At 63.1% G+C, this 13,461-nt stretch carries 11 protein-coding genes; 7 read left to right on the top strand and 4 right to left on the bottom strand.

Going from position 1 to position 13,461, the window contains the following annotated elements; all coding sequences use genetic code 11:
- Window positions 1-94: 94 nt before the first annotated feature.
- From AUR_RS19325 to AUR_RS19300, 7 genes are all read left to right on the top strand, one after another.
- A complete protein-coding gene (locus tag AUR_RS19325; RefSeq protein ID WP_062096635.1) occupies window positions 95-352 on the top strand; it encodes an SHOCT domain-containing protein in 258 nt (85 codons plus the stop codon).
- Window positions 352-1,806, top strand: a complete 1,455-nt coding sequence (locus AUR_RS19320) for a multicopper oxidase family protein (RefSeq protein WP_062096634.1) — start codon at window positions 352-354, stop codon at window positions 1,804-1,806. The genes AUR_RS19325 and AUR_RS19320 overlap by 1 nt, the downstream gene beginning before the upstream one ends.
- Window positions 1,807-1,985: 179 nt before the next feature.
- The gene (locus AUR_RS19315; protein ID WP_062096632.1) at window positions 1,986-4,127 is read left to right on the top strand and encodes a copper-translocating P-type ATPase; all 2,142 of its coding nucleotides are present in this window, start codon (window positions 1,986-1,988) and stop codon (window positions 4,125-4,127) included.
- Between the two features lie 108 nt (window positions 4,128-4,235).
- On the top strand, window positions 4,236-4,721 hold the full coding sequence (locus tag AUR_RS20655; protein ID WP_062096630.1) for a hypothetical protein: 486 nt from the start codon (window positions 4,236-4,238) through the stop codon (window positions 4,719-4,721).
- A 148-nt stretch (window positions 4,722-4,869) separates the two neighbouring features.
- Entirely contained in the window at window positions 4,870-5,496 is a 627-nt protein-coding gene (locus AUR_RS19310; protein WP_225740039.1) for a DUF305 domain-containing protein, read from the top strand.
- A gap of 103 nt (window positions 5,497-5,599) precedes the next feature.
- Window positions 5,600-6,481, top strand: coding sequence for a F510_1955 family glycosylhydrolase (locus AUR_RS19305; protein WP_062096628.1), 882 nt, complete (start codon window positions 5,600-5,602; stop codon window positions 6,479-6,481).
- 378 nt (window positions 6,482-6,859) lie between these two features.
- Complete coding sequence (locus tag AUR_RS19300; protein WP_128397289.1) at window positions 6,860-7,807, top strand: hypothetical protein; 948 nt, start codon at window positions 6,860-6,862, stop codon at window positions 7,805-7,807.
- A 165-nt stretch (window positions 7,808-7,972) separates the two neighbouring features.
- Here the strand turns inward: AUR_RS19300 and AUR_RS19295 are convergent, their stop codons facing one another.
- From AUR_RS19295 to AUR_RS19280, 4 genes are all read right to left on the bottom strand, one after another.
- Window positions 7,973-8,335 (bottom strand): DUF3592 domain-containing protein, encoded by a 363-nt coding sequence (locus AUR_RS19295; protein WP_128397288.1) that lies wholly within the window; start codon window positions 8,333-8,335, stop codon window positions 7,973-7,975.
- A gap of 182 nt (window positions 8,336-8,517) precedes the next feature.
- Window positions 8,518-10,125 (bottom strand): hydantoinase B/oxoprolinase family protein, encoded by a 1,608-nt coding sequence (locus AUR_RS19290; RefSeq protein ID WP_062096620.1) that lies wholly within the window; start codon window positions 10,123-10,125, stop codon window positions 8,518-8,520.
- Window positions 10,122-12,146, bottom strand: a complete 2,025-nt coding sequence (locus AUR_RS19285) for a hydantoinase/oxoprolinase family protein (RefSeq protein ID WP_062096617.1) — start codon at window positions 12,144-12,146, stop codon at window positions 10,122-10,124. The genes AUR_RS19290 and AUR_RS19285 overlap by 4 nt, the downstream gene beginning before the upstream one ends.
- A gap of 18 nt (window positions 12,147-12,164) precedes the next feature.
- A complete protein-coding gene (locus AUR_RS19280; RefSeq protein WP_206616290.1) occupies window positions 12,165-13,439 on the bottom strand; it encodes an MFS transporter in 1,275 nt (424 codons plus the stop codon).
- Window positions 13,440-13,461: the final 22 nt, after the last annotated feature.

Here is a 13,461-nt window from a genome sequence, read left to right as displayed (position 1 = left end):
GACGGCAGCATGCCGTCCCGGGACCTCGGACCCTACCAGCCGCCATGGCTCCGCGCTATGACTGGAATAAACCTCCAAAGCGGAAGGACCGGTCATGATGTGGGGTTACGGACAAGGCATGATGTGGATGTGGCTGTGGGTCCCCCTGCTGCTGGTCGGCGTCGCGATCCTGGTACTTCTGGCAGTCAAGGTCTTTGGCGGACACGGACCCGCCGGCCCACAGATTCCGGGGGGCATCCCGCCCACGGGACGGAGCACGGCCCGCCGGATCCTTGATGAGCGCTTTGCCAGAGGAGAACTCACGGCGGACCAGTACCGCGAACATCTCAAAGTGCTTGGTGAGGGCCCGTAATGAAGCCGCTCAGTCGCCGTCGGGCGTTGCTCCTGGGCGGGCTGGGCATAGCGGCAACTGCGGCCGGCGGGGGCGGGTTGGCCAGGACCCTGGCCTCGCGGACGACGGCCGTGCCGGGCGGCGAACTGGTCCAGCCCGCGGAAGTGCGGAGCACGAACGGCCAGTTGCAGGTCCGCCTCCAAGCAGCACCAGGACCGATGGTGTTGGGAGGACGGCAAGCCGCGGCACTGGGCTACAACGGCGGTATTCCCGGCCCAACGCTTCGTTTGTTTCCAGGCGATGTGCTCCGCGTGGAACTCGTCAACAACCTTGCCCAAGCCACCAACCTGCATGTGCACGGGCTCCATGTTTCACCGGAAGGCAACGGCGACAACGTTTTTGTTTCGGTGAACCCCGGCGACGCCTTTTCCTACGGCTACAAACTCCCTGCGGACCATCCCCCGGGCGTTTATTGGTATCACCCCCACCATCACGGCACGGTAGCCGACCAGATCTTCGCCGGACTCTTCGGAGCAATCATCGTCGAGGACCGGAAACCGATTGAGTCAGCCCTGGAACGTGTGCTGCTTATTTCGGACACCACCCTTGATGGGCAAGGGAACGTTGCACAAGTGCCCATGATGGAACGGATGATGGGCCGGCAGGGTGAACTGCTCCTTGTCAACGGTAAAAGCAACCCACACTTCGATGCCCGCCCGGGCCAGCGCGAAAGGTGGCGCATCGTCAACACCTGCGTGGCCCGCTACCTGCGGTTGCGGCTCGACGGTCAGCAAATGCAACTGCTGGGCATGGACTCCGGCCGGTTCCCGGCGCCCAAGCCAGTCAATGAAGTTCTCCTGACGCCAGGAAACCGCGCTGACCTTCTTGTGACCACTTCCGACGGCGGATCGGTCCTGCGCGCGCTCTACCAGGACCGGGGAAGTATGCCGGGGATGATGGGGCAGATGCCCGGAGAACGAGGCCCGGCCGACCAGCCGGACGGTACGGCACTGGCAACTCTCCGCGTGGCCGGCGAACCGGTCCCGCAACTGCCGACGGTGCCCATCCAGGACGTACCTGAAGACCTGCGGTCAGCGGCAGTGGCGGCACGCCGGCGGATCGTACTGGCCGCCGGCATGGGCAGAGGCATGATGCGCTTCACGATCAACGGCAAGGAATTCCAGGAAGCGCGGATAGACACAAGGGTGGCTTCCGGATCCGTGGAGGAATGGACGCTGACCAACGCCAGTCCCATGGATCACCCGTTCCACCTTCATGTCTGGCCCATGCAGATCATCGAGGAGAACGGTCAGTCCGTGGACGATGCCATCTGGCAGGACGTGGTCAATGTACCCGCCAACGGGCGGGTGAAGGTCAGGGTGGCGTTCAAAGACTTCCGCGGGCGGTCCGTCTATCACTGCCACATCCTGGACCACGAAGACTTGGGAATGATGGGGTCCATTGAAGTCACGTAGCTCCAGCCGCGAGCACCTTGCCGCGCATACCCCCTAGGGGTATATTGATGGTGTTGTCAGTGAAGTGGTATGTCCCGGAGGGTCCGCCCTCTTTCACAGCCGTTCATCCCCAGCATCCATCGCACCTCCAGCGCCGCCTCCTGCGGCGTTGAAGCGGCCGTTTACTGGAAGAGCACGTCATGACAGAGCACACGCAGCACAACTCCCACTCACCGGTCAGGGACTCCGAACCGGACCACGCACACCACGCCGGGCACAGCCCTGAAATGCACGGCGGCCAGCACAAACAGCACCACGGCCACGGTCCGGACGACGACCATATGGTGCACAGCCATGGGCAGCATGCCGGGCACAGTACGGCGATGTTCAAGGACCGGTTCTGGTTGACCCTGGCATTATCCGTCCCGGTGGTGTTCTTCAGCCCGATGTTCGCCCACCTGCTCGGCTACATGCCGCCGGAGTTCCCGGGCTCGGCCTGGATCCCACCAGCGCTGGGCACCGTGATCTTCTTCTACGGCGGCATGCCGTTCCTCAAAGGAGGACTCAGTGAGCTGAAGACCAGGAAGCCGGGCATGATGCTGCTGATTGCCATGGCAATCAGCGTCGCGTTCATCGCCTCGTGGGCCACCACCCTGCGGATCGGGAACTTCGATCTGGACTTCTGGTGGGAACTGGCGCTGCTGGTCGCCATCATGCTGCTGGGGCACTGGATCGAGATGCGCGCCCTTGGTTCGGCCCAAGGTGCCCTGGATGCCCTGGCCGCTTTACTGCCTGATGAAGCAGAACGCGTCACCCCCAACGGCACGGAAACAGTCCCGGTCACCGACCTCGCTCCAGGGGATGTAGTGCTGGTCCGCTCCGGGGCCCGGATGCCCGCGGACGGGACGATCGTGGAGGGGCAGGCCGAGTTCGACGAATCCATGATCACCGGCGAGTCCAAGACCGTCGCCCGAGGGCCCGGGGACCCCGTGGTTGCCGGCACAGTCGCCACGGACAACACCGTCCGGGTGCGCGTCACCGCCGTCGGAGAGGACACAGCCCTGGCGGGTATCCAGCGGCTGGTCGCGGAAGCGCAGGCTTCCTCGACCAAAGCCCAGGCCCTGGCCGACAGGGCGGCGGCGTTCTTGTTCTACTTCGCCACGATCGCCGGCGTCGTCACCTTCATCGCCTGGATCCTGCCCGGCAGCCTGCCCGAAGCCGTGACCCGCACTGTCACAGTGCTCGTCATCGCCTGCCCTCACGCACTGGGCCTGGCCATCCCTTTGGTCATCGCCATATCCACCGAACAAGCCGCCCGGGTCGGGGTGCTGATCAAGAACCGGATGGCCCTTGAACGGATGCGCACCGTCGACGTCGTCCTGTTCGATAAGACCGGCACCCTGACCAAAGGCGAACCTGAGCTCAAAGACATCACCGCCGTCGACGGCACCACGCCCCGGGAGCTGCTGGCAGTGGCCGCAGCCGTGGAATCCGACAGTGAACACCCCGTCGCCCGGGCCATCGTCCGCGCCGCGCACCACCAAGGCCTGGACCTGCCAACCGCGACCGGATTTTCCTCAATGACCGGCCGCGGAGTGAGGGCGATGATCGATGGCCGGACAGTGCAGGTCGGCGGGCCGGCCCTGCTCCGCGAACTCGACCTGACCGAAACCGACGCCATGGCCGCCACCACCAGGCAATGGGCCGGACGTGGCGCTGCGGTGCTGCACGTCGTAGACGGTGACCGGATCCTCGGAGCGGTGAGCCTGGAAGATGCGATCCGTCCGGAGTCACGGCAGGCAGTGAAGGCCCTGCAGGCCCGGGGCATCAAGGTGGCTCTGATCACCGGTGACGCCCGCCAGGTTGCGGATGCTGTGGGGGCCGAGCTTGGCATCGACGAGGTCTTCGCCGAGGTCCTCCCGGCCGACAAGGACAAGAAGGTCGCGCAACTGCAGGCCCGCGGGCTGAAAGTTGCGATGGTCGGTGACGGGGTGAACGACTCCCCCGCCCTGGCCCGGGCCGAAGTCGGCATCGCCATCGGCGCCGGCACCGACGTCGCCATGGAATCGGCCGGAGTCATCCTGGCCGGCAACGATCCCCGCGCCGTGCTGTCCATGGTTGATCTGTCCCGGGCCAGCTATACCAAGATGTGGCAGAACCTCATCTGGGCCACCGGTTACAACATCATCGCCGTGCCATTGGCTGCCGGCGTCCTGGCCTTCGCGGGGGTCGTGTTGTCCCCGGCAGCCGGGGCAGTACTCATGTCTGCGTCCACGATCGTCGTGGCCCTGAACGCTCAGCTTCTCCGAAGGGTGAAACTGAACCCCTCCCAGGTTCGTTAAACCAACCACGCACCGGGCGTCCCACCCCACGGATCGGGGCGGCGCCGGGGGCCGATAGGCTGGAAGCACAAGAAGCCAAGCAACCCGCACGAAAGGAAGGAGACAGTCATGCAGGCACGCCGGACCATGACCGGGACCTTCCTTAGCATCGGGCTGCTGGTGACAGTCATGGCATTGATCGCCGGCGTATTGGGGATGCACGTCATGACCGGTCTGCACACCCAACACCCCATGACCACCGCAGCAACAACAACGGTCATATCCGTTGAAACGGTGGACCATGGCACCGCCGCCCACGACCACCACCGCGGTGGGGCCGGCACCACTGATGCGGAGGCCGACGCCGGTCCGGCCGTGGGTCCGGCCGCGGGTGGACCGGCACAATGCGCCTGCTCGGGGAACTGCTCCACGGAGCATGCGATGGGCGTCTTCTGTGTCCCCTCAACCGCAACCGGCGTCCTGGCAGCCCCGCTGCCGGACACCTCCACTACAGTGCCGTCTTCATTCCGGCCTGTCGCTACAGGTTCCAGCACGCTATGGTCCTACCTGCCCGGAAGTCCTTCCCCGGGCGAACTGTCGATCAGCAGAACATAGGCACCGGCCTGCGCCCCGCCTACCCGGGGGGGCACTCTGTCTTGCGCCGCCCCCTCGGCGGCGCCCGGGCTTCCGGTCCGGCATTCACATATCCCGCTTTGCCGTGAGCGCCTTGGCGTTCACGAGTACCCGTTTGAAGGACTGTTCTGTGAAAACCAAAAAGCTTTTGCCCCTCTCCGCTGTTGCCCTTGTCGCTTCCCTGGCACTCGCAGGATGCAGCACCGGAACCCCCGGTTCGTCGGGGACGTCCATGCCCGGGATGGACCACGGAAATATGGGCTCCTCCAGCGCCCCCGCGCCATCTGCGCCCGCGAGCGCGGGGGACCATAACGCGGCCGACGCGATGTTCGCGCAGGCAATGATCCCCCACCATGCCCAAGCCGTGGAGATGAGCGGGATGATCCTCGCCAAGCAGGACATCCCTGCCCAGGTGAGCGCGTTGGCAACCCGTATCAAGGATGCCCAAGGCCCGGAAATCGAGACAATGACCGGTTGGTTGAAAGGCTGGAACGAGTCCACGATGATGCCCTCGGGCCACAGCATGGACGGCATGATGAGTGACGATGACATGGCCAAACTCGACGCAGCCCAGGGTACCGAGGCTGCCAAACTGTTCCTGTCGCAGATGATTGCCCACCACCGCGGTGCCGTGGCGATGGCGGAGACGGAAACCCGCGACGGCAAGAACACCGATGCCGTGAAGTTGGCCAAGGAGATCATCACCGCGCAGGAGGCAGAGATCAAGGAGATGGAGCAACTGCTGGCCGGCCTCTAGCGGCCGGCGCCGTCCTTTAGCAGCAAGCGGAGTGCCGGCCTTGGAAGGGCCGGCACTCCCTTCGTCTTTGACTCATCCCCGCCATCGAGCCCTGGAGCTTCCCATGCCTTTAGCCAAACCGTCGTTATACCGGGCCGCAGGAGTCGCCGCACTCCTCGCCTTCCTTCCTGCCATGGCTGCCTGCACCCAGCCCTCTCCGTCTTCCGGCCCTGCAGAGTCTTCACATGGGATGACGGACAACGCGCTGCCCGGCAACCACGTGCACGCGCTGGCCGTCAACAGTGAGTCCGGCCAGGTCCTGCTCGCCACCCACGAGGGTTTGTTTGACGTTACTGTTACCCCCGCGACCAAGATCGGTGACACGAACGACCTCATGGGTTTCACCGTTGGCGCCGGTAACGTCTTCTACACCTCCGGCCATCCCGGGCCCGGATCGTCCTTGCCCGACCCGCTGGGATTGATGAAATCCACCGACGGCGGGAAGACTTGGGAACCGCTCTCCCGGCAAGGCGAATCAGACTTCCACGCCCTGACAGTCACCAAGTCCGGAATTGTCGGCTACGACGGCCAGTTGCGCGGAAGTGCTGACGGGAAAGCCTGGGAGGTCGCTGCTGCCGGTTTCGCCCCTGCCGTCCTGGCCGGACATGCCGACTCTGACACGGTGCTGGCCACCACAGAGAACGGGATCCAGCGCTCCACCGACGGCGGGAAGACCTGGAAAGCGGTCCCCGACGGACCAGTGATCCAGTTCGCCGCGTTCGCGGACCCCACCGAAGCCTTCGGCGTGGCTCCGGACGGGACCACGTACCACTCCGCCGACGCCGGTGTTACCTGGACCAGGAAAGGCCGCGTCGCATCCGAGGTCCAGGCCATCGCGGCAGGAAACGGATCCGGCGGGAGTCCGTCCCTGTGGGTGGCCACCGTTGATGAGGTCGTGGTGTCCACCGACGCCGGTGCAACATTCGGCCCCGCCAACACGCACTGACCACGTTGGTTCAGGCCGGAGCGGGAATGACTTCGTCCGGGCCGCGCTCCGGGTGCTGGATCTTATCCCGGGAATTGCGGCATCACCGGCGCTCTGGAAAGCCCCCGCTGATGGCGTTCTCCCACTTCATCCCACAATAAAATCGATGGTTGAATCCGGCCACGTGAGGGCGCAAACTGCCCCTAAAGGACGTGCATCGTCGCGGATACTCAATGGGTTCGGTATGCCATGCTCTACTTGCCGAAGCGCCGGAGCGGAATAAGTCGCTGGAGTCGGGGGGCCGGCGCATTGCTGCTTGGCTTGGCGTCCGCCCTGGGAGGAGTGGGTCCGGATTTCGGCCCAGACAAACCCGCACCGACGAATGCGGGGGTGCTGTCAGTGAGTTACTCGGCCGCGTGCAACACGTCGTCATGCACCTTCAAACCAAAGGTGACGTATCCGCCGTCGGCGGTTTGCTCATTTGACGCCGGAGACGGAACGGCCCCCATCACATTCCCCTGCGGCGCCGGCACGAACCACACCTATCCGGCCCCCGGAGCCTACACCGCCCGAATCACGAACGCCCAGGGCGAGTCACAAGCCATCGAGCTCCAGATAAAGCAGGCACAACCGCCGCCAACAGAAACCGGCACGCCAAAGCCAACAGGAACCCCTGTTGTTCCTTCCACGACTCCAACAGCCAGCGGCAGCAATTCCGGCAGCCCCGTCCCCAGCGACACCGGGACGCCGGACCCCACGGCAACGTCCTCCGCAGAGCCCGGAAGTGATGTCCAGGAATATCTGGAGAAATGCCTCAAGGGCACAGTTGCCTACTCACCTCCGGCAGCCATGGAACTGGGGAGCCGCGAAGAATTCATCCTTCGGGTCGCCCTGCACGGCGCGGAAGAGAACCCGGCCACAGGCTTCCCCAGCGGCAGTCCGGTAGCCACCGAACACCCGCGGATCTGCGCCCTCATGCGCGCCGACCTCACCGGTGAAGGCTTCGACATCGAACGGCGTGGCGATTCCTCAGGCGTTATCGCCTTGCCAAGCGACGAGGTTGGCGAATGGGGCTGGTACATCACACCCAACAAACCCGGCACGCAAACGCTGACCCTCCGGCTGATCGCCCCCATTCCGAACGTCGACGGCGAATTCGAAGTTGAAACCTACACACGCAACATCAACGTCAACGTCAGCATCCTCAAAGTCGTCAGCGACGTCACCAAGGACTGGGCTGCTCCTCTGGGCATTACAGTTCCCGTCATCGTTGCTGCCATCGGAGCGCTATACCTCCGGGCACGACGGAACCGCTACAAGGCGAAACACGCGGCCGCAACCAAATAGTTGCCGGCAGGCCTTTGGGAGGCTTGGTCAGGGTCGAGTCCCGGAGCCGCTGCGGGGCTTGTCCCGCTGCCTCCTCCACACCTTCGAAGGGATCAGGACGACGCCAGGCGTTGTAAGAACTGCCGTCAGGATCAGGCCGACGCCACCGAGGAATTTGTTGGTGCTTCAATAGCCGAGCACAACTGCCTGATCTGGTTGTTGTTCGCGATAGGAGACGGTAACCTGCTCGCCAATGTACGGGTGCTGCTCATGATCCAAGGGGGCATGGGCGTAGCGGTTCACGCCGTCGGCCGCCACGAATTCCACCGTGATGTCCCGGTTCGACGCCTTCCTGGCGTCGCTGAAATAGGTGATGGTCCCGGTGACGTGGACGCCGGTGCGGGCGAGCTCTTCGTCGGCGTGGACTTGCTGATAGCTGGTGATCATCACGGCGGGCCCCGCCAGCATCAGCACGGCGGCGAGCAACACATTCACTACGCGGCGCAGGACGGACTTGGGCTTTTTGAACATGGCTCGCGTACTGGTCACTGCGCCTATTCTCCACTATTTCCCGTGAAAGCCCGGGAACGAACGCCACCGAACCCGTGCCCCAACCACAGGTGGAGGCACGGGTCCCGGCGTCCTACAATCAATGACTAATCTGCGCCCTCACGGTGCCTTGTGGCGGCCTGCACAGGTTACCGTCGGCAGCCACTTCGGTGGCCCGCCATTCAAGCGGCCGGTGAGCCTGGCAGACCGTAACCCCCACCGCCAGCCGTCTGGATGAGAATGCTCTGCCCTGCGGTCAGCTCAAAACGACTCATTGCTTCCAGCTCATGGGAGCCATTCTCATCGTGGCGTACCACGCGTGCCGGGTGGCCAGCGGAACCTCCTTCAAGCCCCCACGGCCCTTCGGCCACGCGCGCGGTGGCCGCAACCACCGAGGCCGATCCGCCGGTCAGGGCGAGTTGGCGGACCAAACCGTTACCGCCGGTGAAGCGCCCGGCGCCACCGGTGCCGTGCGCGATTTCGTACGTGAGGACCCGCAGCGGGTATTCACGTTCAATCACTTCACAAGGCGTGTTCCGGGTGTTGGTCATGTGCGTATGCACGGCCGATGCGCCATCCATGTCCGGCATGGCCCCTTGTCCGCCGCCGTAGGTCTCCACATAAGAGAAGTAGCCTCCTGTGCGGTGGTCAATTCCGCCGATGGTCACAATGCTCATGCTGCCGCTCGAGGCTGCGGGCACGATGCCGTGAGAGAACGTATGGAAGGCGCCAAGCACGGCATCTACTATGCGTTGCGAAGTCTGGGTGTTGCCGTTGGCGACCGGTGCCGGGAACTCTGCAGCGACGAGGCTGCCGGGACGGGTATTGACGGTGATGGGTGCCATAAGGCCGGCGTTTGAGGGCAGCGTCGGATCGGCCAACAGCTTCACCGCATAAGCCACGCATGCCTCGGCAACAGCGTAGGAACAGTTCACCGCTCCTGCGGCGTGATCGGCAGATTCCGAGAAATCCACCGTGATCTCATCACCTGATACGGTCACCTCAGCCACGATCGGCAACCGGTCCGGACGTACGCCATTATGTTCAAGGTAATCGGTGAAACGGCCCGTACCGTCAGGAAGATTGGCAATGGCGGCCCGTGTCCGGCGTTCGGAATAGTCAATGAGTGCGGTCCAAGAGTCGCGGAACCCTTCGACACCCCATTCGTCAACCAGCTCACCCACACGGCGTTCACCCAGACGGTTGGCAGCGACCTGCGCCATGAGGTCCCCCCGCGTCTTATCCGCAGTGCGCATGTTCATCAGCAGAAGAGCGAGTACCTCTTCCTGCAGAGTGCCGGCGGCGAAGAGGCGCATCGGCGGAATCCTGATGCCCTCCTGGAAGATCTCCGTCGAATGGGTGGACATGGACCCAGGAGTTGCTCCGCCAACGTCCACGTGGTGCGCCATGTTGGCGACGTGGGCAACTACCTCCCCCGCACGGAAGATCGGCGTGATCACGCAGATGTCGGGCAGATGGGATCCGCCAAGGTACGGGTTGTTGGTGATCAGGACATCCCCGGGTACAAGTCGCTCACGACCGTATTCTTCCAGCGCACGCCGGATGAGAGTGGGCATAAGGCCCAAGTGCAGCGGGATGTGCTCAGCTTGGGAGATCAGTTCCCCGTCGGGCCCATAGATGCCAGCGGAGCAGTCCCGGCGATCCTTGATATTCGGTGAGTAGGAGGTTCGAATCAGTCCCATGCCCACTTCTTCGGAAATCGACTCCAACCGATTGCGGGCAATCTCCAGTTCTACGGCGTTGAGCTCTCTCAATGTCTGGATACTCATTGCTGTCCTTTCATGATCAAGTGGAGGAATCCAAACTCGTCGCTCGTGCATGTTTGATCGGGGCGAACGAAGACCGTGGTATCGAATTGGTTGATGATCAGTGGGCCATCGAGCGTAGCGCCTGGGCCGAAGTCGGCGCGCTCATAGATCGGCGTGCGACGCCAGGCACCGTCTATGTAGACGTCGCGGTGTTCTACAGGCTGCGGAATGCCGGCTGCCCGGTTCAATGACTGGGCGGAAACACTTGGGGTTGGAGCACCATTGGTGGAGACAACACGGGCCACCACGAGTTCCACTGCCGCCCCGACGTCACTGAAGCCGTAACGCTCGGCGTGAGCGTGGTCGAAGGCAGCGCGTTGTCCGGCCCAGTCCCCGACGTACGGGATGGTCAATTCGTAGCTCTGCCCTACGTAGCGGGCGTCAACCCAACGTCGGCAATCCGCCTGAGGGGATACGGAGAGGGCCTGTTCCTCGAGTTTCGAGAAGGCTCTATCGACCGAGTCCATTGAATCGGATTCGTCAAGATGGACAGCAACGGAGTAATCGTGTCTTTCGGGAGCATCCAGCATGCCCACGGCCGAGGCAATCCCGGCGATCGGCGGAATGACGGCCGATGTCATGCCCAGTTCACGCAGCAGGTCAGTACCGTGCAGTGGGCCTGCACCTCCGAATGCCATGAGGTGACAGGAACGGACGTCAACTCCCCGTTCAACGCTCACCTTGCGCACACCGCGTGCCATCGTGGTATTGATGACGCGGATGATGCCTTCCGCCGTATCTTCGGCGCTCAGGCCAACCGCCTCTCCCCAGGACTCCATCCGTTTCCGAGCCGCCTCGATATCCATGGCGAACCGTCCTCCGAGCAAGGAGGTACCAAGCCTGCCGAGCACTACGTGGGCGTCAGTAACCGTTAGTTCGGTGCCACCGCGGCTGTAGCATATGGGGCCGGGAACAGCGCCTGCACTCTGCGGACCTACGCGCAGTCCCCCGCCGGAATCCAGCCAGGCGATCGAACCGCCGCCGGCGCCAATGGTATGGACGTCCACCGAGGGCAACCGCAAGGGCATCGAATCAATTTCGCCAGCGAAAGTCTCGTCGGGTTTGCCGTCCCGGATCAGAGCAATATCAGTGCTGGTCCCTCCGATATCGAAGCTCACCACACGGTCAAGACCGAGCTGTCGGGCCCAGTTGGCCGCCCCCACCACACCGCCTGCAAGTCCTGATAGCACGGTACGCGCGCTGTGTTCTGCCGCTGTTTGCGGACTGAGCAATCCTCCGTTGGACTGCATGATCCACATCTTCGCGGGAACCCCGGCAGCGGCGACGCTCTTCTCCAGTCGCTTGACGTACCCGGAAATTTTAGGTTGCACGTATCCATTGATGACGGCGGTTGAGGTTCGTTCATACTCACGGATTTCCGCGGAAACGGCCGATGCTGCAAAAATCGCGGGCGCCGCCTTTGCGTCCAGCAGGAATTGCACCGCACGTTGCTCGTGCTCGGAATTGACGTAGGAACTCAGGAAGGAGACGACCACGACATCCAAGTCCGCAGCCTTCAATTTGTCTGCTGCAGCGCGCAGATCCTCTTCCTTGAGCGGGGACAGGATCGCGCCCGTGAAGTCAATGCGTTCGTCAACCTCGGCAATGAACTCTGTGGGGACCAACGATGTTGCCCGGTGTACATGCTGATCGTAAAGGAGCGGACGTGATTGATGCCCGATGGCCAGCAGGTCCCGGAATCCGCGTGTTGTCACCAGCCCCACCTTTGCGCCGGTGCGCGTGATGACGGTGTTGGTTGCGACTGTTGTTCCGTGCACAAAGCGCGTGATTGAGGATTCGTCGGCGTGTATCTCCTGGATCGCGCTGGTGATTCCGTGAACCACTGCCTCGTCCGGGGAATCCGGCGTGGAGGGCACTTTCCACACGAAGAGGGACCCGTCGCTCCTGCGCACCGCTACGTCGGTGAAAGTTCCTCCCGTGTCGACCGCGACCTGGAGATCCGACTGTAAACCTGTCGTCATGACTGTGTCTTGCCTTTCCTAGCCGCGAACGGTGTGCGGCGTTTTTTCGTTATCGAGATTTACGAGCTTTCGGTTTTTGGTTTCGGGCAATACCGCCAAGGCAATGCACCCGATGACCACACCGCAGGAAGCGATCAGCAAGATGGCGTTGCCCCAGCCAATGGATGCCGCGGCAATACCGACGGTCAGGGGGCCGAAGGCAGCCAAGGCCCGACCCAGGTTGTAGGAGAATGCCTGCCCGGTAGCCCGGATACGGGTTGGGAAAAGTTCCGAAAGGTATGCTCCGGTCCCGCCTGCCTGGCCAGAGGCAAAAAAGCCCAGCAAGAAGATGACGGGGACCCCGATTTCGGGGCCGGCCAAGGGCGTCAGCACAAAGATTGCGACACTGCCCGCCGAGCCCAGGAAGAAGAACAGGAAGGTGGGACGCCGGCCCCACCAGTCCAGCAGCACGCCGGAGGCGAGGTAGCCAAGGAACGAGCCAACAATGGCAATCCAGGTGTACGTGGCCGTACCCACAACGCTCAGTCCCCGTTCATCCCGCAGATAGGTGGGCAGGAAGATAAAGACCGAGTAGTAGATGGCCTGCACTCCAACACCCAATAGTGTTGCGAATACCGTCAGCTTGACCTGTCCGGGGGCGAAGAGTTCGGACACCCTTGGGCGTTCCTGGACAGTCTTCGCTGTCACCGGTACGGCATCGTGGGTGGTACGGCGAATCACAAACGCGAAGAGGGCAGGCAAGATGCCGACAAGGAACAAGAACCTCCACGCCAGCTCGGCCGGTGCGACCGAGAAGATCACGAGGTACCCGACAGTCGACAGTGCCCAACCGATTGCGTAGCAGCTCTGCACGAACGCCAACGCGCGCCCCCGGCGTTCAGGACGGGCATACTCCGCGACAAGGGCTGCACCAACTGCCCATTCCCCGCCGAAGGTCAATCCCTCAAGGATGCGCCAGATCATGAACTGGACTCCATCCTGTGAAGTGGCCGTCAGCGCAGTGAACACGCTGTAACCGACAATCACCCAGCAGAGCACGCGCACCCGCCCATACCTGTCTGCAAGGTTGCCAAAAATCAATCCGCCCAAGGCAGAGGCAACGATGCTCACTGCAGTGATCCATCCGGACATCCCGGCCGTAATTCCAAGAGCCGGAAGGGCTGCGGTCAAGGCAAACCCGTACATCGTCCAGGTGAACCCGTCCAATCCCCACCCGATGCCTGCCGCCCCTATTGCCTTGCGCCGATTGCTCCGAAGCGCCGAGGACTCTTCAACGCCATTGTCGTTTCCCAAGGGAACACCTCCTATTGGTTTG

Origin of the sequence: Paenarthrobacter ureafaciens (assembly GCF_004028095.1) — a bacterium.
GTDB classification, from domain to species: domain Bacteria; phylum Actinomycetota; class Actinomycetes; order Actinomycetales; family Micrococcaceae; genus Arthrobacter; species Arthrobacter ureafaciens.
The sequence above is the reverse complement of the archived record's forward strand: the minus strand, read 5'-3'. Positions and strand labels throughout refer to the sequence as shown.

What these genes read in the sequence shown, in the direction of transcription:
- AUR_RS19325 (WP_062096635.1), top strand. Translation starts at nt 95, where the DNA reads ATGATGTGGGGTTACGGACAAGGCATGATGTGGATGTGGCTGTGGGTC.
- AUR_RS19320 (WP_062096634.1), top strand. Translation starts at nt 352, where the DNA reads ATGAAGCCGCTCAGTCGCCGTCGGGCGTTGCTCCTGGGCGGGCTGGGC.
- AUR_RS19315 (WP_062096632.1), top strand. Translation starts at nt 1,986, where the DNA reads ATGACAGAGCACACGCAGCACAACTCCCACTCACCGGTCAGGGACTCC.
- AUR_RS20655 (WP_062096630.1), top strand. Translation starts at nt 4,236, where the DNA reads ATGCAGGCACGCCGGACCATGACCGGGACCTTCCTTAGCATCGGGCTG.
- AUR_RS19305 (WP_062096628.1), top strand. Translation starts at nt 5,600, where the DNA reads ATGCCTTTAGCCAAACCGTCGTTATACCGGGCCGCAGGAGTCGCCGCA.
- AUR_RS19290 (WP_062096620.1), bottom strand. Translation starts at nt 10,125, where the DNA reads ATGAGTATCCAGACATTGAGAGAGCTCAACGCCGTAGAACTGGAGATT.
- AUR_RS19285 (WP_062096617.1), bottom strand. Translation starts at nt 12,146, where the DNA reads ATGACGACAGGTTTACAGTCGGATCTCCAGGTCGCGGTCGACACGGGA.